Annotated in this window: 25 protein-coding genes, 1 pseudogene and 1 riboswitch; of the genes and pseudogenes, 15 read left to right on the top strand and 11 right to left on the bottom strand. The window is 60.5% G+C overall.

Annotated features, from left to right (window positions below):
* The first annotated feature begins 22 nt into the window (after positions 1-22).
* Positions 23-730 (top strand): histone, encoded by a 708-nt coding sequence (locus tag AB2L51_RS08385; protein WP_395582151.1) that lies wholly within the window; start codon positions 23-25, stop codon positions 728-730.
* A 157-nt stretch (positions 731-887) separates the two neighbouring features.
* On the opposite strand, the gene AB2L51_RS08380 is transcribed toward AB2L51_RS08385, so the two are convergent.
* Genes AB2L51_RS08380 through AB2L51_RS08370 form a run of 3 tightly spaced genes read right to left on the bottom strand, consistent with a single transcriptional unit; the run spans position 888 to position 3,061 of the window.
* On the bottom strand, positions 888-1,931 hold the full coding sequence (locus AB2L51_RS08380; protein WP_395582152.1) for an asparaginase: 1,044 nt from the start codon (positions 1,929-1,931) through the stop codon (positions 888-890).
* A 27-nt stretch (positions 1,932-1,958) separates the two neighbouring features.
* On the bottom strand, positions 1,959-2,480 hold the full coding sequence (locus AB2L51_RS08375) for a hypothetical protein (protein ID WP_395582153.1): 522 nt from the start codon (positions 2,478-2,480) through the stop codon (positions 1,959-1,961).
* The gene (locus tag AB2L51_RS08370; RefSeq protein ID WP_395582154.1) at positions 2,480-3,061 is read right to left on the bottom strand and encodes a Fur family transcriptional regulator; all 582 of its coding nucleotides are present in this window, start codon (positions 3,059-3,061) and stop codon (positions 2,480-2,482) included. The genes AB2L51_RS08375 and AB2L51_RS08370 overlap by 1 nt, the downstream gene beginning before the upstream one ends.
* A 186-nt stretch (positions 3,062-3,247) precedes the next feature.
* Between AB2L51_RS08370 and AB2L51_RS08365 the strand changes: the two genes are divergently transcribed.
* The 3 genes from AB2L51_RS08365 to AB2L51_RS08355 are packed head-to-tail and all read left to right on the top strand — an operon-like array spanning position 3,248 to position 5,693.
* The gene (locus tag AB2L51_RS08365) at positions 3,248-4,096 is read left to right on the top strand and encodes a metal ABC transporter solute-binding protein, Zn/Mn family (RefSeq protein WP_395582155.1); all 849 of its coding nucleotides are present in this window, start codon (positions 3,248-3,250) and stop codon (positions 4,094-4,096) included.
* Entirely contained in the window at positions 4,093-4,899 is an 807-nt protein-coding gene (locus AB2L51_RS08360; protein ID WP_395582156.1) for a metal ABC transporter ATP-binding protein, read from the top strand. The genes AB2L51_RS08365 and AB2L51_RS08360 overlap by 4 nt, the downstream gene beginning before the upstream one ends.
* Positions 4,899-5,693 carry a metal ABC transporter permease gene (locus tag AB2L51_RS08355; protein ID WP_395582157.1) on the top strand — a complete coding sequence of 265 codons (795 nt, stop codon included), beginning with the start codon at positions 4,899-4,901 and terminating at the stop codon, positions 5,691-5,693. Before AB2L51_RS08360 ends, AB2L51_RS08355 begins: the two co-directional genes overlap by 1 nt.
* A 34-nt stretch (positions 5,694-5,727) precedes the next feature.
* Here AB2L51_RS08355 and AB2L51_RS08350 read toward each other — a convergent pair whose 3' ends face one another.
* Together AB2L51_RS08350 and AB2L51_RS08345 are read right to left on the bottom strand one after the other, a co-directional pair.
* Positions 5,728-5,859, bottom strand: coding sequence for a hypothetical protein (locus AB2L51_RS08350; protein WP_260400870.1), 132 nt, complete (start codon positions 5,857-5,859; stop codon positions 5,728-5,730).
* Positions 5,860-5,908: 49 nt separating this feature from the next.
* On the bottom strand, positions 5,909-6,403 hold the full coding sequence (locus AB2L51_RS08345) for a flavin reductase (RefSeq protein WP_395582158.1): 495 nt from the start codon (positions 6,401-6,403) through the stop codon (positions 5,909-5,911).
* 62 nt (positions 6,404-6,465) lie between these two features.
* On the opposite strand from AB2L51_RS08345, the gene AB2L51_RS08340 reads away from it, so the two are divergent.
* Complete coding sequence (locus AB2L51_RS08340; protein ID WP_395582159.1) at positions 6,466-7,485, top strand: enoyl-CoA hydratase/isomerase family protein; 1,020 nt, start codon at positions 6,466-6,468, stop codon at positions 7,483-7,485.
* A gap of 101 nt (positions 7,486-7,586) precedes the next feature.
* Here the strand turns inward: AB2L51_RS08340 and AB2L51_RS08335 are convergent, their stop codons facing one another.
* The 4 genes from AB2L51_RS08335 to AB2L51_RS08320 all read right to left on the bottom strand — a co-directional run bounded on the left by AB2L51_RS08335 (position 7,587) and on the right by AB2L51_RS08320 (position 11,791).
* Complete coding sequence (locus AB2L51_RS08335) at positions 7,587-8,186, bottom strand: acetate uptake transporter (RefSeq protein WP_395582160.1); 600 nt, start codon at positions 8,184-8,186, stop codon at positions 7,587-7,589.
* A gap of 190 nt (positions 8,187-8,376) precedes the next feature.
* Positions 8,377-10,587 (bottom strand): FUSC family protein, encoded by a 2,211-nt coding sequence (locus AB2L51_RS08330; protein ID WP_395582177.1) that lies wholly within the window; start codon positions 10,585-10,587, stop codon positions 8,377-8,379.
* 25 nt (positions 10,588-10,612) lie between these two features.
* Positions 10,613-11,086, bottom strand: a complete 474-nt coding sequence (locus tag AB2L51_RS08325; RefSeq protein WP_395582161.1) for a MarR family winged helix-turn-helix transcriptional regulator — start codon at positions 11,084-11,086, stop codon at positions 10,613-10,615.
* A 194-nt stretch (positions 11,087-11,280) separates the two neighbouring features.
* Positions 11,281-11,512: riboswitch (cobalamin riboswitch) on the top strand.
* Between the two features lie 18 nt (positions 11,513-11,530).
* Positions 11,531-11,791 carry a hypothetical protein gene (locus AB2L51_RS08320; protein WP_395582180.1) on the bottom strand — a complete coding sequence of 87 codons (261 nt, stop codon included), beginning with the start codon at positions 11,789-11,791 and terminating at the stop codon, positions 11,531-11,533.
* Between AB2L51_RS08320 and AB2L51_RS08315 the strand changes: the two genes are divergently transcribed.
* The 7 genes from AB2L51_RS08315 (at position 11,688) to AB2L51_RS08285 (ending at position 20,897) form a co-directional block, all read left to right on the top strand.
* The gene (locus tag AB2L51_RS08315; protein ID WP_395582162.1) at positions 11,688-12,128 is read left to right on the top strand and encodes a DUF1636 family protein; all 441 of its coding nucleotides are present in this window, start codon (positions 11,688-11,690) and stop codon (positions 12,126-12,128) included. The genes AB2L51_RS08320 and AB2L51_RS08315 overlap by 104 nt on opposite strands.
* Entirely contained in the window at positions 12,125-13,177 is a 1,053-nt protein-coding gene (cobW, locus tag AB2L51_RS08310; RefSeq protein ID WP_395582163.1) for a cobalamin biosynthesis protein CobW, read from the top strand. Before AB2L51_RS08315 ends, cobW begins: the two co-directional genes overlap by 4 nt.
* A 14-nt stretch (positions 13,178-13,191) precedes the next feature.
* Positions 13,192-16,632 carry a cobaltochelatase subunit CobN gene (gene cobN / locus AB2L51_RS08305; protein WP_400921504.1) on the top strand — a complete coding sequence of 1,147 codons (3,441 nt, stop codon included), beginning with the start codon at positions 13,192-13,194 and terminating at the stop codon, positions 16,630-16,632.
* 3 nt (positions 16,633-16,635) lie between these two features.
* Positions 16,636-17,985, top strand: a complete 1,350-nt coding sequence (locus tag AB2L51_RS08300; protein ID WP_395582165.1) for a cobyrinic acid a,c-diamide synthase CobB — start codon at positions 16,636-16,638, stop codon at positions 17,983-17,985.
* A 121-nt stretch (positions 17,986-18,106) separates the two neighbouring features.
* Positions 18,107-18,685 (top strand): histidine phosphatase family protein, encoded by a 579-nt coding sequence (locus AB2L51_RS08295; protein ID WP_395582166.1) that lies wholly within the window; start codon positions 18,107-18,109, stop codon positions 18,683-18,685.
* Between the two features lie 44 nt (positions 18,686-18,729).
* Entirely contained in the window at positions 18,730-19,356 is a 627-nt protein-coding gene (gene cobO / locus AB2L51_RS08290) for a cob(I)yrinic acid a,c-diamide adenosyltransferase (RefSeq protein ID WP_395582167.1), read from the top strand.
* Positions 19,357-19,370: 14 nt separating this feature from the next.
* Positions 19,371-20,897, top strand: a complete 1,527-nt coding sequence (locus AB2L51_RS08285; protein WP_395582178.1) for a cobyric acid synthase — start codon at positions 19,371-19,373, stop codon at positions 20,895-20,897.
* A 33-nt stretch (positions 20,898-20,930) separates the two neighbouring features.
* On the opposite strand, the gene bluB is transcribed toward AB2L51_RS08285, so the two are convergent.
* Together bluB and cbiB are read right to left on the bottom strand one after the other, a co-directional pair.
* Entirely contained in the window at positions 20,931-21,569 is a 639-nt protein-coding gene (gene bluB, locus AB2L51_RS08280) for a 5,6-dimethylbenzimidazole synthase (protein ID WP_395582168.1), read from the bottom strand.
* Positions 21,566-22,555, bottom strand: coding sequence for an adenosylcobinamide-phosphate synthase CbiB (cbiB, locus tag AB2L51_RS08275; protein ID WP_395582179.1), 990 nt, complete (start codon positions 22,553-22,555; stop codon positions 21,566-21,568). The genes bluB and cbiB overlap by 4 nt, the downstream gene beginning before the upstream one ends.
* A 49-nt stretch (positions 22,556-22,604) precedes the next feature.
* Between cbiB and cobD the strand changes: the two genes are divergently transcribed.
* The 3 genes and pseudogenes from cobD to AB2L51_RS08260 form a co-directional block, all read left to right on the top strand.
* Positions 22,605-23,684, top strand: coding sequence for a threonine-phosphate decarboxylase CobD (gene cobD / locus AB2L51_RS08270; protein WP_395582169.1), 1,080 nt, complete (start codon positions 22,605-22,607; stop codon positions 23,682-23,684).
* A gap of 156 nt (positions 23,685-23,840) precedes the next feature.
* On the top strand, positions 23,841-24,101 hold the full coding sequence (locus tag AB2L51_RS08265; RefSeq protein WP_086646250.1) for a hypothetical protein: 261 nt from the start codon (positions 23,841-23,843) through the stop codon (positions 24,099-24,101).
* A gap of 126 nt (positions 24,102-24,227) precedes the next feature.
* Positions 24,228-24,354: pseudogene (locus AB2L51_RS08260) on the top strand (IS481 family transposase); the annotation flags it as partial.

Raw genomic sequence — 24,354 nt, 5'->3', positions numbered from 1 at the left:
AAGATGAAAAAGGAATGCTGGAATGAGTGAGACCAAAAAAGGCCGCAAGACTGTTGCCGCTAAACGTGCCCCTGCCCGCGTCGCTGCTGTAACGCCCCCCAAAAAACGCGCGCCGCGTGCAAAAGTGGAAGTGGTAGAAGAAATTTTTGAAGTGGAAGCAGCCCCGGCTTCCACCACGCGCAAGACACGGCAGAGCGCAACGCCACGCAAAGCGGCCAAGGTAGAAAAAACGGTCAAGCCTGCAACAGCCGGAAAAGCCAGCAAGGCCGCTGCCGCGGCAGCTCCGGTGGAAGCCGCGGCCAAACCGGCGCGCCGTGCAAAAACCGCAGCCGTAGCTGCCGTGGTGGAGGCTCCGGTCAAGGCAGCCCGTAAGGTAAAGGCCGCCAAGACAGCCACCCGCGCAACACGCGCCCCGGTCGTTGCCGCGCCAGAAGTTGTGCAGCCTGCTCCCGCCCGTGCGCGTAAGTCAGCCCGCAAGGCTGTGGTGGAAGCTCCGGTTCCTGCCAAGCCTGCTGCAAAAGCAACACGGAAGCGGGCTGAGAAGGCCGAAGCCGCAGAGAGTGCCAAGAACCTGTCTGCAGTTGAAAAACTGCGCGTTGTGCAGGAACGCCGCCGTCGCAAGCGTTATGAACGTCTGGCAGCCGAAGCTGCAGCGGATACGGAAAAAGCCGCACCCGTGCGCAAGCGCAAGGCTACCGCGACACAGCGACCCCGTGCCACAAAGGCATAAGGGTTAAGCAGCGTTATGGTGCGGGCCTGACCATACAGAGGTTGGTCAGGCCCGCATTGTTTATGCCGGGTTCTTGTTACTCTTACCGCACAGGGGTGTTCGTTAAGGTGTGCAAAGGCCCATAATGCCGGATAGCCGTTTGGGTTATCCGGTTTTTTTATGCGTAGTCCTGCTTCAATGGGGCGGGGGGCAGATAGGTCTGTGCCAGCAGGTTGGATGCTCGTAGTTCCCCTACGAGCTGACCATTCCAGTTTTTAAGCGGGCGGCGCATGAAGTATGTTAAAACAGGCGCATTCTCTATGCGGGCAAAACGGGCAATCAGGGCTGCTGCTGCAGTTTCTGCCGCACGGACGCCGCCATCACGGCATTTTATGGCCATGCCCAGCCCCAGTTCTGGCAGGGCGACAAGCATCACGCCTTCAGCCCCCATTTTTGTCAGGACCCTGGGGGCCAGTTCGGTCATGACCCGTGTGTCAAACTGCCCGCTGCCCGCGATCATGAACGGGTTCTGGGCTATGGCGTTGCGCAGGCGTTGTGCCGCAAGGGCCCGGTCGGGGGAAAGACCAATGCCACTGGCAAAACGGGCATAACCCAGCGCCAGAGCAGACAGGGGGATAGCCCATGTGGGAATGGCGCATCCGTCTATAGCCCTGTTTGCCGTGGTATGAGGTGCCCCGGTAACCTCCTGTAGTGTCTGGGCAACGGTTTGCATTACGCGGTGTTCCGGGCGTGTGTAGTGCGCCACATCCTGCCCGGTCGCGCAGGAGAGGCAGATAAAGCCCGCATGTTTGCCCGAACAGCAGTTATGGAGTGCGCAGGGTGTCTCCCCCGCTGTCGCCAGCGCGCGGGCGGCGGCTGTATCCAGCGGCCAGTGGGAGCCACATTCGAGCACGCCGTAATCCAGCCCCGTGCGGGCCAGCATGTCTGTGGCAACAGCAATATGCTCAGGCTCCCCCTGATGGGAGGCGCAGGCCAGTGCCAGTGCTTTGTCTGGTAGGGCAAAGCGGTCTGCGGCACCCTCGGTCAGTAAAGGGAGTGCCTGTAACGCCTTGACCGTGGAGCGTGGAAAAACAGGTGTTGTGCAGTCCCCGGCGGAAAAAACGGTTTTACCGTGCGCATCCACAACAATGGCCGCGCCATAATGGCTGGATTCCACAAGGCCGTTGCGGGTTGTCTGAGCAAGAAGAGCGTCATCTGTCATGAAACTGGGCCTGTTGATCGAGAATGTTTAATTGCCGCTGAGAAGGTAGCATGGTGTGGCAAATTCTGCCGTATGGTCTGGCTCCAGCTCCAGAGCTTGCGCAACAAGGGAGCGTTTGAGTTTAAGCACAACAGGCATGTTGTGTGCATCATATGCCGTGGTTTCTGCCGTTTTTGCCAGCCATGGGGGAATTCCGGCCCGTTCGGTCAGCATAAGGGGGGCGCGTCGGTTAAGGGGAAGCCCGGTGGTCATAAGATGTTGCGCATAATTTTGCGAAACAACCATGTATAAAAAACAGTCTTCACCAGCAGGCGGAAGCTTTTCCGGCGCAGGCACAAGGCTCAGGCGGATTTCGTCGGGCAGGAAGTGCGAACGGGGGAGGGGGGGTAGGGGCAGGGCAAACAGGTCTGTCTGCTGCAAGCCCGGTGCTTTGGAAACTGTTCCGGGTCTGACTGTTTTTTTACCCGCCCGAATGGGTTTGCGGGCCTTGCCAGCAGGCAGGGTTGGCAGGTCTGGCTGAACAGGGCCGGTTGGGGCAGGGTGTTCCATCAGTTGGGGGCTGGGGCAGGCCCCTTCTGGCCGCGTGTGGCGGGGGCGCAGTCTTCACATACACCTTCCACTTCGACCGATGCGCTTTGCATGGTAAAGTTTTTTTTGCCACAAATGCTTTTCAGGACATCCAGAACGCGCGGGGCATCGGCAATCTCGGTCACACCGCCACAGCTCCGGCAGATCAGGAACTGCGCGCTATGCAGGCAGTTCTCCGCCGGTCCATGAGAGTGGTCGTGGGGATGGTCCTGCTGAAGGTGGGTACACGGCACAAAAGCGGACAGGCGTTCAATGCGGTGAATAAGACCATGTTCGAGCAGAAAATCGAGCGCGCGGTAAACGGTAGGGGGGGCAGGTTTGCGGCCCGATGTTTTGAGCTGTTCAAGCAGGTCGTAGGCTCCAACGGGCGTTGTGGCAGTCAGGATCAGGCCCAGAACATCGCGCCGTTGCGGGGTCATGCGTCCTCCCTGCCCGGCACAGAGATGGGCGGCGTGCTCAAGCTGGTGCTGAATACGGTCCGAAAAACCGTAGCCGTTATCTGCTGGGGAGGAGGGTGGTGTTCTGGTCTGCATGTTCATCATCCGTTCTCTCTTGTTTCTAGCCTAAACGAGCCAGGAGAGGAAGGCCAGATATGCGTGATGAGGTGACGGATGACCAGAACTGATGTAATATTATTACATATCATTGATTGAGGTGTCTGCGTCATGGTTCTTCGAGGTAATAAAGAACAGAATTTCTGTTTAAAAACAGCTCTTTGTGCGTTGGTTATGGTGAGCATTCTCGGGGGTGTGGCCGGTGGCGCGCAGGCTGCCAAAATGCCGCTTGTTGTGGCAGCGGAAAATACGTGGGGTGATATTGCCGCACAGATTGCAGCACCAGACATGCGGGTTGTGGCCATTTTGTCCTCCCCTGCGGTGGACCCGCACGAATATCAGGCCACTCCGACCGATGCGCGCATGATTGCGGCGGCGGAACTGGTTGTGGCGAACGGCGCAGGGTACGATGCGTGGGCCGACAAGCTGGTTGCCGCCTCCGACCTTTTGCCTGTGCGGTATGTTAAGGCCGATTCGTGGTCAGGCTGGCAGGAAGGGGGCAACCCGCATCTGTGGTTCAATATAGATGCGGTCAGCGCTTTTGTGCAGCATTTCGCCGAAGCCTGCGCCCATATAGACCCCGACCACGCGGATGGATACGCAGGTCGGGCGCAAAAGATGCAGTTGATCATCCAGTCCATTCAGGCGCATGCCGGGTTGTTGAGGGAGCATGTCGCGGGCATGCACGTGGGCGCGACCGAACCGCTGTTCACCCCCCTTGCGGACCTGCTGGGTTTGCAGATGGACGAACGGGCTTACCAGCTTGCAATCATGAACGATGTGGAGCCAGCACCTTCCACCGTTGCAACATTTGAGAGCGACCTGAAAGACAAGCGCCTGAAAATGCTGGTTTATAACCAGCAGGTGGAAGAACCATCCGTCCGGCATCTGCTGGAACTGGCGCAGCAGTCCAATGTGCCCACCATGCCGCTGTCTGAAATGCTGCCACCGCGCAAGCACTGGCAGGTCTGGGTCCATGATATTCTTGCCCGCACAGGCCAGCTTCTGGGAGTGCAGCAGTGAGCGTTCCAGCTATCGAGGCCGGGCAACTCAGTGTGTCATATGGCGGGCGGCGTGTGCTTGATCAGGTCAGTTTTGCCATTCCACCGGGTAGCTTTGTGGCTGTGCTGGGGGGGAATGGCGCTGGCAAAACCTCTCTCTTTCGCGCCATTCTGGGGCTTACCACGCCAGAGCAGGGTTATGTACGGGTGGAAGGGCAGAGTTTTGGCAAGGGCCGCATGCCTGTGGGTTATATGCCGCAAATGCGGCGTATGGTGGCCGGGCAGCTTAATGGCTGGCACATGGTGGCCGCCGCCTTGCAGGGGCGCGTCTGGGGCCTGCCATGGTGCTCGGCCAGTGCACGGGCGGAGGTCAATGCCGCATTGGATGCGGTGGATGCGCAGGATCTGGCCATGCGGCCGGTCATGTCTCTTTCCGGTGGGGAGCGGCAGCGGCTCTTGCTGGCGCAGGCCCTGCTGGACCAGCCGCGCATTCTGCTGCTGGATGAGCCTCTGGCCAGTCTGGACCCGGCCCGCATGCGCGAGACAACGCGCCGGATTTATGATCTGGCACGTGAGCGGGGGTTAACGGTCCTGTTTTCCACGCATGATATTAACCCGCTTATGGGGTTTATGGACCACGTTCTTTATCTGGCGCATGGTAAGGCGTTGTTGGGGAATGTGGATGAGGTTATGACAACCCCGGCCCTGAGTGCGCTCTACGGTGCGCCGGTCGAGGTGGTGCGCGCAGACGGACGCCTGTTTGTGGTGGCCGATGGCGGGGCAGACACCCTGCATTGTTGCGACTGTGCGGAGCATACGCGCTGATGTTTGCCTACGAGTTTATGCGCACCGCGTTTGTGGCCGCTTTTCTGGCAGCTTTTGTCTGCGGCCCCGTAGGGTGGTTTCTGGTGCTGCGGGGGCAGAGTTTTGCCAGTCATGCGCTTTCGCATGTTGGCTTTGCCGGGGCTGGCGCGGCTTTGCTGTGGGGGCAGCCCGCACTGCTGGGGTTCGGGCTGAGTGCGGTTATCAGTGGTATGGGCATGGGTATGGCAAGCGACCGGGTGATCGGGCGGGATGTCATGATCGGGCTGGTGCTGTCGCTCGCCATGGGTACCGGGGCCTTGTGCCTGCATTTTCTGACGCGCTCGGCAGGAGCCGCCACAGCTTTGCTGTTTGGCGATATTCTGGGTATTGCTCCGTCCAGCCTTTACTGGCTGGGTGCACTGGCCATTGGCTGTGTGGTGTGCCTTGGCGTTATGAGCAGACCTTTACTGTTTGCCTCTCTCCAGCCCGATGTGGCCGAGGCCAAAGGCGTTAACCTGCGCCTGCTGGACGTGCTGTTTCTGGCTCTGGTGGGTATTGCCACGGCCATGTGCTCACAGATTACCGGAGTACTGCTGGTTTTTACTCTTATGGTCGCCCCAGCTGCTGCCAGCCTGCGTCTGGGTTTTGGTCCAATGCCGGGTATGGCTGTGGCATTTACCCTTGCCCTGTTTGAAGCATGGGGCGGGTTGTGCCTGTCATGGCTGAGCGACTGCCCCGCATCCTTCTGGATTGCGTTGCTGGGGAGCGTAGTGTTTGCCGCAGCCAATGGAGTGGCCCATCTGCGCGGGCGCTAAAGCCGGGCAGATGGTGCCTGAGACAGGGTAATTTTCAGGTGAGCAGCCAGTTCAGGCCCGTGCCCAGAACAACAGCGGCGGTCAGGGCCGCATACAGGGCCAGTACCATCTGGTTTTGTGTGGTAGGAAGGGCCAGAGCGCGGCTTTGGGAATGTTTACGGACCATCAGTTATGCTCCTTATATAAACAGGGATGCAGCGCCTTTTGGGCTGCCGTTAACCCTGCCGACAAGGTAGAGAGTGGTAGCTGCGGTTAAAATAAACAAGTCCTTCCGCACCTGCATGGCATAAAATACCCTGCACAACGCCAAAAAGAACACTATGCGTGCCCACTTCCACAATCTGGCTGATCTGGCAATCAAAGGATGCGGCGGCTTCGTGCAGGACGGGCGCTCCGGTGGCCAGTGTCTGCCAGTGCCCTGCGGCAAAGCGTTCGGCCATGGTGTTCGGGCTTGCAAAATGGTTGGACAGATCCTGCTGGCTGGATGTGAGAACATTGACGCACATGGTCCCTTCCTCATAAAAGGCGGAGCGCGCGCGACTGTTGCGGTTCAGGCAGACCAGCAATGTGGGAGGCGTGTCGGTTACGGAGCAAACGGCAGATGCGGTAAATCCGACCGGGTTATCCAGTGTTCCTGTTGTCACAATATTCACAGCCGCACCCAGTCTGGCCATGGCTTCACGATAGGCACTGGTCTCCGGAGCCAACATCTGCTGTCCTCATTCCAACGGTTGATGGTTATGTGTTTGTGCATGAAACAAAGAGGAAAGCAATGAGCAAGGACGTCCTTTCCGGCACGGCATGCGTGCGAACGGCCCGGCAGGGGCATCTGGGGAGCATCATACTGGATAAGCCCAGACGGCTGAATGCCGTTGATCTGGAGATGGCGACCGGCATTGAACGCGCTCTGGCCGCATGGCGGGATGATCCATCCGTGCATGTGGTGCTGATTGAAAGCAGTGCTCCGCGTGCGTTCTGCGCGGGCGGAGACCTCAAGGCCATACGGGATGCGTTGCTGGTGGATGGGCCGGACCATGCGTTTGCGCTGATGGACCGTGTCTACCAGACCATGTTGCACATAGCGCAGTATGCCAAACCCGTTGTGTCATTCATGGATGGTATTGCCATGGGTGGTGGCGTGGGGCTGGGTGGTCATGCCCGCTACCGGGTTGTGACCGAGCGTTCCATTGTGTCCATGCCTGAAACATCCATAGGGCTGGTGCCTGATGCCGGCGGGTCGTGGCTGCTGTCGCGCGCTCCGGGGGGTGCGGGGTTGCGGCTGGCACTTACGGGTGGACGTATGAGTGGGGTAGAGGCCGTAGCCATGGGCTTTGCGGACCGTATGGTGCCTTCGGACAGTCTGGATAACCTGCGCGGTTTGCTGGCTCTGCGCCCGGTGGAAGATGTGTTCGGCCTTATTGGTCCACTGGAGTTGCCCGCACAGGCCTGCACGCTGGAGGAATACGATCCTTCGGCCAGTCTGGAGCAGATTGTGCGTGGGCTGGAATGTTCGGACCAGAAGACCGCCCGGACGGATCTGGAGGATATTTCACGCGCCTGCCCAACGTCCATTTATGCGGCATGGTATGGCTGGCAGCATGCGCGCAGGGCATCCTCGTTGCAGGAGGCTTTTGCCATTGAGGGGCGGCTGGTCCGTTACATGGTGGGTCGTACGGATTTTGTGGAAGGTGTGCGCGCGCGTCTGATTGACCGCGATAATGCCCCGCTCTGGCAACCTCCCATGCTGGCGGCGGTGGATGTGGCCGCGCTGGAGGCCGTGCTGGCCAGCTAGGTACGACTACAGCACTCCTTGCCCTGACCTTACAGGGCAAGGAGTGCTGCTGGTGTTATTTTAAAAGCGGAGTGTATTTGAAGTTATGGGCCGTGGTGCGCTCAGGCCGTGGCGGGTCTATAAGGCCCAACAGGCAGGACCGTGCATTTGAACTGGGCTTCCAGAATTTCGGCCGCGGCCAGATACATGGCGGACAGGCCACATACCAGTCCTTCATAACCCGCAATGACCGTAAGCCCCGGCTGGCCCAGCAGGTCACCCAGCCCCAGCAGGGCAAACAGAATAACCAGTGTGCCAAAAATAATCTGATGCGCGCGTGTAGCCCGCAGCGTGCCTATAAACAGGATAAAGGAGAACAGCCCCCAGAGGAGCAGGTAACTGCCCACCAGCGCGGGGGAACTGGCAGGTACAATGCCCGTGTGTGGCATGGCGATCAGGGCGACCAGGGTCAGCCAGAACGCACCGTAGGAGATAAAGGCTGTCATACCAAAGGTGTTGCCTACGCCGTATTCCAGAATACCTGCGATAATCTGTGCAATGCCGCCAAAAAGCAGGCCCATGGCCAGAATGGCGGAGCCCATGGATACAAGTCCTGCATTGTGCAGGTTGAGTAGAATGGTGGTCATGCCAAACCCCATCAGACCAAGTGGGGCCGGGTTGGCTCGCAGGGGGGTATGGAGTGCAAGATCGGTTTGAGCCATGGTGTTTCTTCTTATGGAAATTAATGTAATGGCTCGTTTATAAGAGGTGTCTTCAGGTTAAGTTCCCATAAAAAATATATTAACAGCGTAAAAACTTATTTATTAAGTGAGACTATAAAGTTCGTTGCTCTCTGAAATTTGTTTTTTACAGTATCGGGTTTATTTTCCCGGAGGGTATCCAGTAAAAAATCTAGTGCGCAGCAGGATGGGCAGAAACCGGAATGGCAGGCCGCCCCAGATCTTCTGCCAGCTGAATAGGGCCGTGCGCATGGAAAAAACCGGGAACCGAGAGAATGATATTGGCCGCCTGCTCAAGGCAGGACAGGGTTCGGTCACGCGTCAGGGATAACCCGGCTTCCTGTGTTGGAATGGCGCGAATGGCCAGAGCAGCCTGCTGGAGCGCATTGGCTGTTTCAACCGGGTTATGGCGCAGTTGGGCAAAAGCGTTCAATGCGTTTGTCAGAGCGGTCTGGGCCTGAGGGTCCAGCGTTGCGTGGGCCGCATTCCATTTGAGCCGGACAATCAACCTGCCAAGAGAGAGCGAGGCAAAGGCTGCGTCCGTGTATCCCTGTCGGTCCAGACTGGTGGTCATGAAGGAAAGGCGCATCATCAGGCGCGAGATTTTTTGCAGTTGCAGCCCTTCCCACGCCACCCATGGTTCGGTGCGGCCATAAGGGGTGCGCGCCAGTTTTTGAATGCTGCGTGTCAGGGACGTGACCAGCCGCGCGGCATCCAGCCTGTGGTCTGCTGGCAGAATAACCTTGAAGACAATAGCCAGCAGGGCACATGCGGCTATTATGCTCATCCAGTTGTTGGTCAGGGTCAGGTCATCATAAACAATCGGGTTATTGACTGACAGCATCATGGTAAAAAACACGGCATATCCAAATGCGCCAATGCTGTACCGCGGATGGAACTGCAACCACACACCCGGCAGAAGGAACAGGCAGAGACTAAGCCAGAGCAACGGGTAGCCATCTATACGCGGCAGGGCCAGTGTGTGGCACAAAAACCCCATGGGCACGGCCAGCAGGGTGCCTGCCGCCATCATGGGGCTGGCCTTGGCCGCCGAGGGGGTGGTGGACAAAAGGCTTGACGCCGCAACGGTGTATATGATCAGCAGCGGGCCAGAACTCCAGTGCAGAACATACCATAACATACCAGCCAGCAGGGCAATAAAACTCCCGCGCACGCCGTTGCGCAGGGCTGTTGGCCATTCCAGATAAGGCTGGATGCTGGTCTGTGTGCGGTCGGGGTGCGGGCTGGTCAGGTCGTGCAGGGCAAGGTCCATCTGCACCAGTGCGTCCCGCGTGTTGTCCAGTGCGGCCAGAGTGCTGGTACTCGTGGTCTGGCGGGCAAGCTGTTCCAGTGTTTTCAGTGCGTCATGCAGGCAGGTGGAGAGCGGGGCGGGGTTGGTCAGCCAGTGGGTGTTTTCGGTCAGTTCCAGAATCTCGCCCAGTGTCTGGGCAACCAGCAGGTGCACGGCGCGGGTTTCCTCCACCCCGGCGGAAAAAGTCAGCCAGTATGGGTGGTAGCTGACAATCAGCCCCGTCAGGCGGCTTAAGCACAGGCGCAGGTTACGCACGCGGTTTTGCATGTCCGGGTCATCGGCTGCGGCAAATTCTATGGCGGGGGTCAGGCCGGACATGTTGGCCAGAAGCTTGCTGCGACTGTCATAGATTGGCTGGCCGAGCCCACGAAAAATCGTGTTGGTGTTCTGGGTTTTCTGTTCCTGTTTTTCCAGCGTACTGGTTACGGTGGCATCAAGTGCTTCGGGTGTTGTGCGTTCACTTTCAGCTTTATGAAATGTTCTGGCATGCAGAACAGTTTCCCTGAACGCCTGACCGAGTTTGTGCAGCACGGTGCTGGGTTTGCGCACGGAGGTGACCATGAACACGCAGGCCGTGACCAGAATGCCCGTTGCTACAACGGAAAGGCGGCTCATGGCGGATAGGAAAATACCATCGGGGTCGGCAAAGGCGGGGGCTGCGATAATGACGATCGTATAGCCGGTCAGCACGGCCGCATAGGCACGGAAAAACCGTAAAAACGTGGCGACCATGCAGGCAAGGCCGACAAAAACGGACAGGGCCGCAAAGTAAAGAACGGGTGACTGCACAAAAACAGCCATAACTCCCACACTGATTGTCGCCCCGATCAGGGTGCCAATAAGACGCCACACACTTTTGGAGACCATGGCCCCAACCGTGGGGTTGGCGACGATCAGCACCGTTGTCGCCGCGCTGAGCGGGGACTGGAGCTGAAAAACAAAGGCCAGAAAAAGCGCAATACCAATGGAGAGGAACACACGCATGGTATAGCCCGCCGTGGCGGTAAAGCCATTCCAGCGGGCATCATCCGCAAAAACTGCGGGGGCAAAGCGCTGGTTGACCCAGTGCATGAACGATCCGGGCAGGGTGAGCAGGTCAGAGCGTGTGGGCATGGTGTGCTTCGAGCAAGGAGGAGAGGGTCTGTGTGAGGGTATCAGCCTGAGCCGGAGGGAGCGAGCATCGTATGGTCTGCTCGAGCTCGGCGGCAATCGTATGGAACAGCCTGCACTGTTCCCGCCCGGCCTCTGTCAGGAACAGGCGTTTTGCACGGCGGTCCTGAGCATCGGGTGTGCGGGTGATCAGCTTCTGTTTTTCCAGCAGGTCAAGAACACGTACCAGTGCGGAGCAGTCTATGGTCATGGTCTGGGCGAGGTCGCGCTGGGTTGCCCCTTCAGGCAGCATACACAGGTAGGCCATAGGGCGCATGACAGCAAGGGACATGCCATGCGGGCGCAGGGCCCGGTCCAGTTGCGTGCGCCAGAGCGTTGCCAGCCGCATGACCCGGAAGGTCAGCGCCATGCCGGGAAAATACGTTTCGTCCAGTGCTGGCATGTGGCGCGGCTCAGTCATCGGTCCATTAAATTAGTGTCATTATAGTTGAGATAAAAAGTATATGGGTAAAATAGGCCAGCCCATCCTGTGGGTCAATCATGTTCCGTGCTCCATGTTCCAGGGCAGGATAGGGCCTTTCCGGCCTGTTCATGCTGCGCAGCCATGCTTGGCCAGAGTGCGACATGCCTTGAATCGGCAGGGTTTTTGTGCACATCATGCCAACACTTGATGGTGCCCCTGACCGGGGTGAAAAGGGAAGACCGGTGCAAGGCCGTCGCTGCCCCCGCAACTGTAAGTACCCATCATGTTCCGCCCCGGCCCTGTTCGGGGTCGCCACTGGTCCTTTCGGGACTCGGGAAGGCAGCGGGACAGTGCTTTGCGTCAGCTCATGGCTGGTGCAGGCAGGGTACAAGCCAGGAGACCTGCCATCACTCGTCTGTAAGGCCGTTCCTGCGGGAATGGTTACGTTCTGGCGTTGTCTGCTGGCGGGGTGCCTGGCAGGCACGGATGCACCCGGTGGTGCGTTTTCTTTGCCATATGCGTGGCAGAGGGCTGGTTGTTACTGCCCCATGCCTGCCACAACCCCACATTGTGGAACAATGGCCCGTTGGAAAGACGCATGACCGCCGAACACTCTTTGTCTTCCCCTTCTGCTCCTTCAGCACAGGCTGGGCCACCCGTGCTGCATGTCTGCGTTACGTGCAGGCGGGGCGGACCTGCCATGGATTGCCCACCGGGTGCGCAACTGCTCGAGCGCCTGCAGGTTCTGCTGGATGCGGAGCGTCTGGCTGGGGCAGCCCCTTCCGCCACGCTGCGCCCGGTGGCCTGTCTGGCAGCGTGTGACCGGGGGTGTACGGCGGCCATAGCCATGCCCGCGCGCTGGACATGGCTGCTGGGCCACCTTGGGCCGGAAAAAGCTGAGGATATTCTGGCGTATGCCCGCCACTATGCGGCATCGGCCAAAGGGACTGTCATGCCATCGCGCCGCCCGGCAACGCTGGCCGATATGGTGCTGGGGCGTGTGCCCGCAACGCTTTATAACGAACAGGAAGAACCATGACTGCTGCCAAGACACGTGTACCCGTAACCATTATCACCGGGTTTCTGGGCGCTGGTAAAACCACCTTGCTGCGGCATCTGCTCAGCCGGGCGCAGGGGCATCGCATTGCCGTGGTGGTGAATGAATTCGGCTCGCTCGGTATTGATGGCGAAATCCTGCGTGGCTGCGGGGTGGAAGACTGCCGCGAGGAAGACATTGTCGAACTGACCAATGGCTGCCTGTGCTGTACTGTAGCGGATGACTTCCTGCCCACTATGGAAGCCCTGCTGGACCGGGCCGACCCACCCGAACATGTGGTGATCGAAACATCAGGGCTGGCTCTGCCCAAGCCCCTGCTCAAGGCGTTTGGCTGGCCCACGGTGCGTAGCCGCATGACGGTAGATGGCGTTGTGGCCGTGGTGGATGCCCCCGCCGTAGCCGCCGGGCGCTTTGCGGATGACCCGCAGGCCGTGGAAGCACAGCGGGCCGAAGACCCCTCGCTGGATCACGACAACCCGCTGGCCGAGGTGTTTGAAGACCAGATCAACGCTGCCGATCTGGTGGTGCTGAACAAGACCGACCTGCTGGATGCAGCGCAGCTGGCAACGGTGGAGCAGCATATTCGGGACCATGCTCCCCGTCCTGTGCAGATTGTGCGGGCAACGGAAGGCAGGGTGGACCCTGCCGTACTTCTGGGTATTGGCGCTGCGGCCGAGAGCGACCTGGCTGCCCGCCCATCCCACCATGATGCGGAAGATGGCGAGCACGAGCATGATGATTTTGAAAGCTTTGTGGTCGCCGTGCCCGAGCAGCACAGTGTGGATGAGTTCCTGACCACCCTGCAAAACACGGCCCGCAGCTTTGACGTGCTGCGCATGAAAGGCTTTGCAAGCGTTGCAGGTAAACCCATGCGTCTGGCCGTGCAGGGTGTGGGCAGCCGCTTCCGGCATGAATTCGACCGCCCCCTTGGTGCGGGGGAGGACCGCACGGGCCGTATTGTGGTCATCGGCCAGAAAGGGCTGGACGCTCCGGCCATTGCCGCCGCTCTTGCAGGCTATCTGGCCGCGTAAGGGAGTTTACGGGCATGCACCTTCTGGTCCGCGAAAACCGGACACTGGATGAACAGGATACAGCCGAAGATCTGGGCCTGCCCGGTGCGGATATTGTTGTTCTGTCCTTTACAGAGAGTGATCTGCTGGGGTTGCATCACGCGGCACAGCAGATGCGTACGCAGGAGCATGCCCGCTTACCATCCGTTCAGGTGACAAGTCTGGCCCGCCTGCGGCACCCCATGTCGATCGACCTGTATGTGGAAAGTACCCTGCAGGGGGCCAGATGCGTGGTGGTGCGTCTGCTGGGTGGGCTGGATTACTGGCGTTACGGGGCGGAGGAACTGGCCGCGTGGGCGCGCGAGCAGGCTGTGCCTGTCGTGTTTCTGCCCGGCCATACCGGGTGCGGTGGGGCCGGGCAGCCAGCGGAGGGTACGGTGGATGATGCCCGTCTGGCTGAACTGTCCTACGGTGTGCAGGCCGCCCAACGGCAACGCCTGAACGGCTTTTTCGCCCAAGGTGGGCCAGATAACATGGCCGCAGCCCTGCGGCTTATGTCAGCCCTTGCCGGATATGGGGAGGATGACGGCACAAAGCCCGGGCCTTTGCCCACATGGGGTGTTTACCGTACGTATCCGGCAGCCGGGGAGCAGGCGGTCTGTTCGGCGGCGCTGGTTTTTTACCGAGCGCATCTTCAGGCATCGGACATGGCGGGGGTGGAACGGCTGGCCGAGGTGCTGGCCGGGCAGGGCTGCACCGTGGCGGTGCTGTTTGTGACATCCCTCAAGGATCACGGCGTTGCGCAGGGCGTTGCGGAGCATTTGCGCTGCACAAAGCCCGATGTGGTGTTGAACGCCACCTGTTTTTCCGCTCGCGGGGGGCTGGGGAGTTCCCCGCTGGATGCGGCGGGTGCGCCTGTGTTGCAGGTGCTCCAGCCGGGCTGCACGCAGGCCTTGTGGACCAAAAGTGCTCGCGGGCTGGGGCGCTCGGACCTTGCCATGCAGGTTGTTCTGCCAGAACTTGATGGAACAATCGCCACATTTCCCATTTCCTTCCGTCAGGAGGCGGCTCCGGGGCTGCCCGCCCAGCGTGTGGCGTATGATGCAGGCATTGCCATGGTGGCGGCGCGGGCCATGGCATGGGCGCGGTTGCGGCATACGCCTGTAGAGCAAAAACGGGTTGGTATTGTGCTCTCGGACTACCCCGGCGCTGGGCTGGAGCAGGGCAGTGCGCATGTGGCCCATGCTGTTGGTCTGGACGGTTTTGCCAGCCTGCACAACATTGTGGAGCATATGCAGCAGCAGGGGTACCGGGTAGGGGATCAGCCGGTGCCAACCGCGCAGGAACTGGCCCGCCTTATGGCCCAGTCCCCCCCGCAGGCCGTTTTATCTCTGGCAGACTATAAAGTCCTGAGCGCGGAACTGCCGCCGGACTTCATGGCTACCATTGCGGACGCATGGGGCCAGCCGGAGCAGGATGCAGCGGTAAGGGATGGCGCATTCCACCTGCGTTACGTGGCTCTGGGTGCCATAACCCTTGCCGTGCAGCCCGACCGAGGAAAAACCGCAGAGCGTAAAGCCACATATCACGACCCGGACCAGCCACCGTGCCATGCTTATGTGGCGTTTTACCTCTGGCTACGTCGTAGCCAAAAACTGGATGCACTGGTGCATCTGGGCACACACGGCACGCTGGAATGGCTGCCGGGCAAGGCAACGGCTCTTTCCCCGCTCTGCGCACCTGCGGTGCTTACGGGGGATATGCCGGTCATTTACCCCTTTATTGTCAATAATCCGGGGGAGGCCGCTGCTGCCCGCAGGCGTCTGGGTGCTGTAACCATCGGGCATATGACGCCTCCGGTCATGCAGGCCAGCCTGTCGGACGAAATGCAGGAACTCGAACGCCTGATTGATGAATACGCGGAGGCCGATGGGCTGGACCCCCGCCGTGGTGCCCTGCTGCGGGCGGATATTCTGGAACGTGCAACCCGCACGGGTGTTCTGGCTGAAAGTGGTGTCAGACCCGGGGAGTTGGATGAGACAGAAGCACTGGCACGGCTGGATGCGTATCTGTGTGATGTCAAGGACCTGCAAATCCGTGACGGGCTGCATGTTTTTGGCAAAACGGCACCACGCTGCACAGCCCTTGTGCAAACTATTGCACAAGCCTGTGCCCGGCAGGAGGACCAGACATTTGTGGCCGATGTTACGCAGCGCATAAAGCAGTGCGGCACGGCGGAAATGCACGCCCTGCTGGCGGCTCTGGCCGGGCAGCCGGTGGCGGCCGGGCCAGCCGGTGCCCCAACGCGTGGGCGTATTGATGTGCTGCCAACCGGGCGCAACCTTTTTACCGTGGACCCGCGTGCCCTGCCAACGCCGTCCGCGGTGGTGCTGGCGACCCGGATGGAGCAGGTCCTGCTGACCCGCCACCTGCAGGAACACGGCGAACCCCTGACCAGGCTTGTCATGGATATGTGGGGTTCAGCCAGCCTGCGCACGGGGGGGGAGGATCTGGCTCTGGCCCTGCGCCTTATGGGGGTGGAGGTGCAGCGCACTGCCAGCACGGGCCATGTGTGCGGGTTTGAGGTTATTCCTCTCCCCGTACTGGACCGGCCCAGAGTGGATGTCACACTCCGTATTTCCGGCCTGTTCCGGGATGCCTTTGGCGAGCAGATTGCCCTGTTCGATCAGGCGGTCAGCGCCGTAGCCGCCCGGCGTGAACCTGATGGCTGGAACCCCCTTGCAGCACAGGCCCGAGGGCTGGAGGGGGAGGCCCGCAAACGGGCAACCGCACGTATTTTTGGTGCCGCCACAGGAAGTTACGGTACCGGGGTGGAGGAGCATCTGCTCCACGGCACATGGCATAATCGTGACGAATTGGGGGCTGCATGGCTGGAAGGTTCCTCGTGGATGTATGGTGGCGGGCGGGATGGCACGCGCGATCAGGCTGCCCTGTCCACCCTACTGGGGCGGGCGGAAACTGTTCTGCACGTGCAGGACAATGCCGAAACCGACTTGCTGGAAAGTCCCGATATTGCCGCGCATGAAGGGGGGCTGGCCGCCGCCAGCCACATGGCGGGGGGCGCGCCTGCGGTTCTGCACGGAGATACCTCCCGCCCACAGTCTCCCCGCCTGCGCGGCACAGCGGATGAGGTCGCCCGCATTGTGCGGGGCCGTCTGGCCAACCCGCAATGGATAAAAGGCATGCAGCAGCACGGATATGCCGGTGCCGCCGAACTGGCGCGCGGGCTGGACGCGTTGCACGGTTTTGCCGCCACCATGTCTCAGCGCTTTGACCCGCAGTTTGATCTGGTGTTTGCCGCAACGCTGGGGAATGCGGAATGTGATGATTTTTTGCGCCAAGCCAACCCTGCAGCAAGGGAGGCCATGCGCCAGCGCTTCAAGGAGGCCATGCGGCGTGGTCTGTGGCACCCCCGCGGTAACAGCGTGGCCTGTGTGCTGGATGAGGGTGAATAACGTATGACAACACGGGCCATTATGGTCGCTGCTCCACGGTCTGGCGGGGGTAAGACAACGCTTACACTGGCCCTGCTGGCAGCGTTTGGCAGGCGGGGTTTGCGGGTTGGGGCGGTCAAAACCGGGCCGGATTACATAGACCCGGCTTTTCATGCCGCCATTACGGGCCGTCCGGGTCTTAATCTGGATAGCTGGTGCATGCCCGATGCCCTGCTGGGCCGCGTTATGCAGGCGGCCTGTCAGGACGTGGATATTCTGGTCGTGGAATCAGCCATGGGGCTGTTTGATGGCTTATCCCTGCCCGACGGCCAGCGGGGAGCGCCGTCCGATATTGCTGCGTATTTTGGTATTCCGGTTCTGCTTGTGCTCGATGTGTCGGGGCAGGGGCAGTCTGTGGGACCAATCGCCTGGGGGTTTGCACAATGGTCCCCCCATGTGCAGGTGAGCGGGGTTGTGCTCAACCGTGTGGCCTCCCCCCGGCATGAGCGGCTGGGGCGCGAGGCCGTGCAGGCCGCGCAGCTACCCGTTTATGGCGCATTGATGCGGCAGATGGGGCAAACCCTGCCAGAGCGGCATCTGGGTCTTGTGCAGGCGCGTGAGCATGGGAACCTCGCTGGCTGGCTGTCCGATCTGGCAGACAAGGCCGAGCGTGAACTGGATCTGGACGGTATTCTGGCCGCTGCCCGGCCTTTGCAGGGTGGAATGGGGGAGGAGCTACTCCAAACCGGCGTGCTGCCGCCACCGGGGCAGCGGATCGCCGTGGCGGATGATGCGGCTTTTTCCTTCCTGTATGGGCATCTGGCCCTGTTCTGGCGGCAGGCCGGGGCGGAACTGGTGCCGTTTTCCCCTCTGGCGGATGAGGCCCCGGACCCATCCTGCACGGCCTGCTGGCTCCCCGGTGGTTACCCCGAACTCCATGCGGGCGTGCTGGCGGGGGCTGCCACTTTCCTTACCGGGTTGGCGCATTTTGCCCGCACACGCCCTGTGCATGGCGAATGTGGGGGCTTTATGGTGCTGGGGCAGGGGCTGGAAGATGCACAGGGTGTGCGGCATGGCATGGCAGGTTTGCTTGGCCACAGCACGTCTTTTGCGCGACGCAAATTGAATCTGGGTTACCGTGAGGCCACTCTTGTAGCAGATGGTGTTCTGGGTGCGCGTGGTGCGCGTTTGCGCGGGCATGAGTTCCATTATGCCACCGTGCTGGAGGGGGGGCAGGATGCCCCACTGGCCAGCCTGCGTTCTGGCATAGGTGAGGAACTGGGGATGTGTGGTGGCCAGCGTGGGTTTGTGTCTGGCTCCTTTTTCCATGTGCTGGCCAGTGTGCCAGAGCCGATCACCATGTCTTGCGCCTGAATTAAGGGGGTGGTGGTGTGTCCGGCTTGTCGGCAAAGTGTCTGGGGCAGGTCGGGGCCGGTTTGTCTGGCCCGTCTGGTCGGTGTGAACAACGGACAGAGATGAAAAGAGGAGACAGGCCATGCAGTCTTTTCCTGTATTGCTGGTAAGGCATGCTCCCGTGCTGCTGCCCGAAGGTGTCTGTTACGGCAGGCAGGATGTGGCGTTACGTCCGGGATGGGAAAAAATCGTGTCCGGGCTTTCTGTTCTGGCCAAGGGGGCGGTCTGCCGTGTGCTGCATAGTTCGCCTGCACAACGCTGCCGGGACATGGCGCAACGTCTGGCATCTGTAACAGGTATGGAACTGCGGGTGGACCCAAGGCTGGCCGAACTGGACTTTGGCCGCTGGGAAGGGCTGCGCTGGCAGGATATCGAGCGCAGGCAACTGGATGAATGGGCCAGGGACCCATCCAGCTTTGCTCCGCCGGAGGGGGAGAGCGGTCTGGCGCTCTGCCACCGTATTACCGACTTCTGGCAGGATATGCACCGTAAGGGGGAGGCCGCGTGTGTGCTTTCACACGGCGGGCCGCTGCGTATTCTCAGCGCACTGGCGGCGGGGGAGCAGCCGGAACTGCTGGCCCCCTCCATGCCGCAGGGTTTTGCACGGCTGTTTATGGTGGAGCAGGCCGCCACCCGTCCGGCTCTGCACCCTGTTGCGTGAGCCAGCCGTACACATGTATCTGACAGACAGAGAATACCAAAACCATGAGTAACGAGCAGCACAATACGCCAGAGCACGACGCCGAACGCCATAAGGAAAAAATGCGCAAACGCAAGGCTGTGCAGGATAAGGAGGTCGCCAGCAAAATTGGGGAAAAAGGTCTGCTGCTGGTTAATACAGGGCCGGGCAAAGGCAAATCCACGGCAGCCTTTGGGCTTGCGCTACGCATGCTGGGCTATGACCGGCGCGTGGTGGTGGTGCAGTTTATCAAAGGCGCATGGCATACGGGTGAGCGCCGGGCACTCGAACGCTTTGGTGATCTGGTGGAATGGCACAGCATGGGCGAAGGGTTTACGTGGGAAACACAGGACCGCGCGCGGGATGTGGCAGCGTGCGAACGCGCATGGGCCGTTGCGGTGCAGGCGCTGGCCCGGCCGGATGTTGCCCTTGTGGTGCTGGATGAACTGAATGTAGCCCTGCGCTACGAGTATCTGGATATGGAGCAGGTTCTGGCGGATATTAACGCCCGGCCACAAAGCCAGCACGTTGTGGTAACGGGCCGTAACGCCAGACAGCCCATGCTGGACGGGGCTGATCTGGTCACGGAAATGACATTGGTCAAGCACCACTTCAAAGCCGGGATCAAGGCACAGGAAGGCGTGGAGTTTTGAGCGCTCGCGTTCTTATGGTGCAGGGTACAGGCTCAAGCGTTGGCAAATCCACACTGGTTGCGGGGCTCGCGCGGGCTCTTGTGCGGCGGGGGCTGCGGGTATTGCCCTTTAAACCACAGAACATGTCCAACAATGCCGCCGTTACACTGGATGGTGGAGAAATCGGGCGGGCACAGGCCCTACAGGCCCGAGCCTGTGGTGTGCCGCCCATGGCGGACATGAACCCGGTTTTGCTGAAACCACAGGGCGAGACCGGGTCGCAGCTAGTTGTGCGTGGCCAGCGGGTGGATACGGTGGAGGCCCGGCATTATCAGAGCCGCAAAGAGCAGCTTATGCCGCAGGTTCTGCAAAGTTTTAAAAATCTGGCGGCCAGTGCGGATATTGTTCTGGTTGAGGGAGCAGGGTCCGCCTCCGAAGTTAATCTGAGGCGGCATGATATTGCCAATATGGGCTTTGCCCGCGCCGTGCAGGCGCCTGTTGTGCTGGTGGGGGATATTGACCGAGGCGGCGTGATCGCCAGCCTTGTTGGCACACAGGTTGTGTTGCAGCCAGAAGATGCCGAGCGGATCAAGGGGTTTGTGGTCAACCGCATGCGTGGCGACCCGACCCTGTTTGCCGATGGTATGCAGTTTGTTGCTGAAAAAACCGGCTGGCAGGCGCTTGGGTTGGTACCATACCTGCCTGATGTCCATGACCTGCCCGCCGAGGATGCCGCCGACCTCATGGACACCCTGCGGGCAAGGCGGTTGCAGGGCCGAGTGGGGGATATGCAACCAGAACCCCGCTTGCGCGTGGTTGTGCCCATATTACCCATGATTGCAAATTTTGATGATCTGGACCCGCTCTGTGCCGAACCGGGGGTCGAGGTTATTCCCGTTATGGAAGGGGAGGCCCTGCCTCAGGCCGATGTTATTCTTCTGCCCGGCTCCAAAGCTACTCTGGCGGATCTGGCGTGCCTGCGCGCGCGTGGCTGGGCTGGGCGTATTGTAGAGCATGTGCAAAAAGGTGGTGTGGTTATGGGTATTTGCGGTGGCTACCAGATGCTGGGCCATAGTGTTGCCGACCCGCACGGCACGGAAGGCCCGCCCTGCGCGGCGCAGGGGCTTGGGCTATTACCCATCCATACTGTTCTGGGAGATGATAAAAGGCTTGAATACGGCAAGGGTTTTCTGGCTCAAGGAGGTCAGCCCGTTGCAGGGTACGAAATGCATCTGGGGCAAAGCCACAGGCCGGAGGGTTCTACCCCACTCCTGTGGCTGAACGGGCAGGCCGAAGGGTGCGTGTCGGGGAATGGTCGGGTCTGGGGAACATACCTGCATGGCGTGTTTACACACCGTGCGGCCCGGCTGGCCTTGCTCGAACGGGCCGGAGGAGCCGCGTTTGCACCAGAGGGGGCATGGGCGCAGGCCGGGCAGACCCTGCCGGACATGCATGATGGTGTGGTGGACGCCGCACTGGACCATCTGGCCGATCATCTGGAACGCCATATGGATATAGACGCTCTTCTGGCACTGGCCAGCCTGCCGGTTTACGCTGCTTGATGGCAAAGGGGCGCATGCCCTGCACTGTACGGGCTAGCGGGCAATCCATTTGCGGCGTGCGGGGTTGCGCTGTTCCCAGCCACGGCGTTCCAGCTCGGGCGAGCTGGCAGGTTCCAGCGGATAGCCAACGCACAGATAGGCCAGAAACTGCCATTCCGGGTTAATGGCCAGCACCCTGTTGGCCTCTTTGGGGTCCAGAATGGAAACCCAGCCCACACCAATGCCTTGTGCGGTTGCTGCCAGCCAGAAGGTATGGATGGCCATAACCGCGGACCATGTGGTGGTCTGGGGCATGGTGCCGCGGCCCAGTCCGCGGCCCTGTGTGGGGTTGGTTTCGCAAAAAACGGCAATATGGTGAGGGGCATCGTCCAGCCCGGCCAGTTTGAGCGATGCGTAACGCTGGGCGTCGTCCCCGCCTCGTCCGGCCAGTTCACGCGCATTGCTGTGAGCAAAGTTCTCGCGGATCGCATGGCGGCGGGTCGGACTATCCACCTTTACAAAGCGCCACGGCTCGCTCAGCCCCACGGAGGGGGCCAGACAGGCGGTTTCCAGCAGGTGTGCCAAGGTATGGTCGGGGAGCGGGTCTGTCCGGAAATGGCGCACATCCCTCCGCCATGTAAAAAGCTGCTCAAGTTCGGCTGCAAAAGCGGGGGAGAAGGAGGGTGCGTTCATGCCCCTATCATGCCGCCAAGTGCAGCGCACAGCAACCCGGCAATAAGCACGCCGCACGCACGCCGGTACAGGCGCAGCCCACGCTCCAGATCAGCCACACCGGCCCCGGATGTGCCGTTGCCAATCCATGGGTCTTTGGTCATTTTGCCACCATAGGAGCGCGGGCCTGCCAGCAGGGTGTTCAGGGCTGCGGCCATGGCGGCTTCCGGCCAGCCTGCATTGGGGGAGCGGTGGCGGGGCGCGTCACGCTTTATGGTCCGCCAGATATGGGGCCATTGCTGCCGTGGGGCCGCCAGCATCAGGCACAGCGCAGCCAGGCGGGAGGCTGGCAGGTTGATCAGGTCGTCCAGTTTGGCCGCAGCCATGCCAAAGGCTCTGTAACGGGGGTTAAGATGGCCGATCATGCTATCGGCCGTGTTGACACATTTGTAAAAAACCGTGCCCGGCAGGCCAAACAGGGCGGTCCAGAACAATGGGGCCACAATCCCGTCCGAAAAATTTTCGGCCAGACTTTCCAGTGCCGCGCGCACAACTGCGGCCTCATCCAGTGCGCTGGTGTCACGCCCTACAATCATGCTTACGGTTTTGCGGCCAGCAGACAGGCCATTGTGGCGCAGGGCCGTGCCCACAGCCTGCACATGCACCCATAGCGAGCGCTGTGCCACAAGCGTGCTGGCCAGCCCTGCCTGCACAAGCAGCATGACAGGGGCGGGTAAAAGAGTATAACCCACCCCAAGCAGGCCGGCCGTAAGGGTAACGGGTATGGTAATAATCAGGGCCAGTGCCACAAACCCTGATAACCGCCGTGTGCGCTCGGATGTGTTCATCCTGTTCAGCACATGCTCGAGCCGGTCGATCAGTGCGCCAATCCACATAACGGGGTGGCCGATCATGTTCAGCAGGGGGGCCGGGTAACCCCAGGCGGCTTCCATGCCAGCGGCAAGGGCTGCAACGGGCAGGGTGATGGAGAGGGGGAAGAACAGCATGGGGGTGGCTATGAACACTAGGCTGGCACAAAAGATCACGGACGCTACCATGCACCACGCAGCACCGCCTAACGGTTTGTCCTCCACAACGGATGCAGCAGAACTGCCGGTGCCCAGCCATGGCGGGCAGGTTCAGGCTGTCATGCGGCATTTTGTGGGTGCGCCGGAGCCTTTTATAGACCTCTCCACAGGGATTAACCCTGTTGCATACCCGCTGGTCTGGCCAGACCCGAAAACCCTGCAACGCCTGCCCGAAGAAGGGGAGGAACAGGCTTTGCAACAGGTTGCCGCCCGTGCCTACGGCGTGCCAACACCCGACATGGTGGTAACCGGGGCCGGCAGCCAGAGCCTTATAGCCCTGCTACCCCGGTTGCTGGGGGCACGGAGGGCCTGCGTGCTGGGTCCAACCTATTCTGGCCACGGGCAGGCGTGGGAGCATAATGGTGTGCCATGGAGCGGCGTGGAGCATGTCCAGCAGGTTCGCCAAGCCGCGCAACAGGCGGGAACGGCCTGTGTGATCTGCAACCCCAATAACCCCGATGGCCGCCTGCTGGACATGCAGGACCTTGCGGCTCTGGCGGAGCAGTGCGCAAAGGCGGGGAGCTGGCTTGTGGTGGATGAAGCCTTCGGGGATTTTGCCACCCATAGTGTGGCTTCCCTGTTGCCGCACCCGGCCCTTGTGGTGCTGCGTTCGTTTGGCAAGAGCTATGGTCTGCCGGGTGTGCGGCTGGGCTTTTTGCTGGCGACTCCCGTACTGGCACAAAAGGCACGCTCCCTGCTGGGTTCATGGCCGGTCGGAGCTGTGGCCCTCGCCGCAGGTACGCAGGCGCTGGCCGATACGCACTGGGTGCAGCAGGCTGCGCAAAAAGCCCGTCTGGCTCATGCAAGGCTGGTAGAGATGCTGCATGGTGCAGGCCTTGCGTGGCGGGGGCAGGCAACGCTGTTCACGCTGGTTGATACCCCCCATGCCTATGGGTTGTGGGTGCATCTGTGCCGCCACGGCATTGTAACCCGCCGCTTTGCCGGGTGTTCCCATAGCCTGCGGATTGGCCTGCCCGCCAACGAGGCGGAATGGACCCGGCTGGCATGTGCGCTCAAGGCATGGCAGGTGGCCCGGCAGGGCGCGTAAAAAAGAGATGAACGGGGCGTGGAATGGTGGATTTTAGTGCCTTATGGCCGCAAAATCCTGCCTTGTCATATTTTCATCAAACTGTTTGTCGCGCTTTCCTCTTCCCTTTTTTGCGACATGGTTCATAGAAGGAAACAGGCAGAAAAGGATACCGCCATGCAAGACCAAGACGAAGTGATCGTAGGCTACCTCATCCAGCGTGAAGATGCGGAGGGCGAACTGTCCTTCTGGGAGCCACGGAACGAGTGGCAGGAAGACCCTAACGAAGGCAAGCTCTACGAAAAGGTGGAAGAAGCCGAAGCAGACGCCAAGGCCCTGCAGGAAGGGGACGACGCGACCATTACGGTAGAACTGGTCTTTGAAGCAGACGATGAAGACTGGGACGAAGACGAAGAAGAAGACGCCCCCAAGGCCTGATAAGGCCTCTTGCGTGCCGCTTTAACAGCGGCACGCACATGCCGGGTGCTTGTATGAGGCAGGGCTTAGGTGTTTAGTCCCGTAGTTTGATGGTGTGATATTTTCACGTGAGTGGAAGGAAGCCTCATGGGGCAGATACGTCCTGGGAGCGCCACGACCACGCACGCCGTGCGAGCAGCAATACAGCGATCGCAGGCTTCGCTCGCGGCGCTGAGCAAGGAGTTCGGGATCAACCCGGAAACAGTTGCAAAAT

The organism is Acetobacter fabarum, from assembly GCF_040702925.2.
Taxonomy (GTDB): domain Bacteria; phylum Pseudomonadota; class Alphaproteobacteria; order Acetobacterales; family Acetobacteraceae; genus Acetobacter; species Acetobacter fabarum_B.
This window is presented reverse-complemented; position numbering and strand designations above follow the sequence as displayed.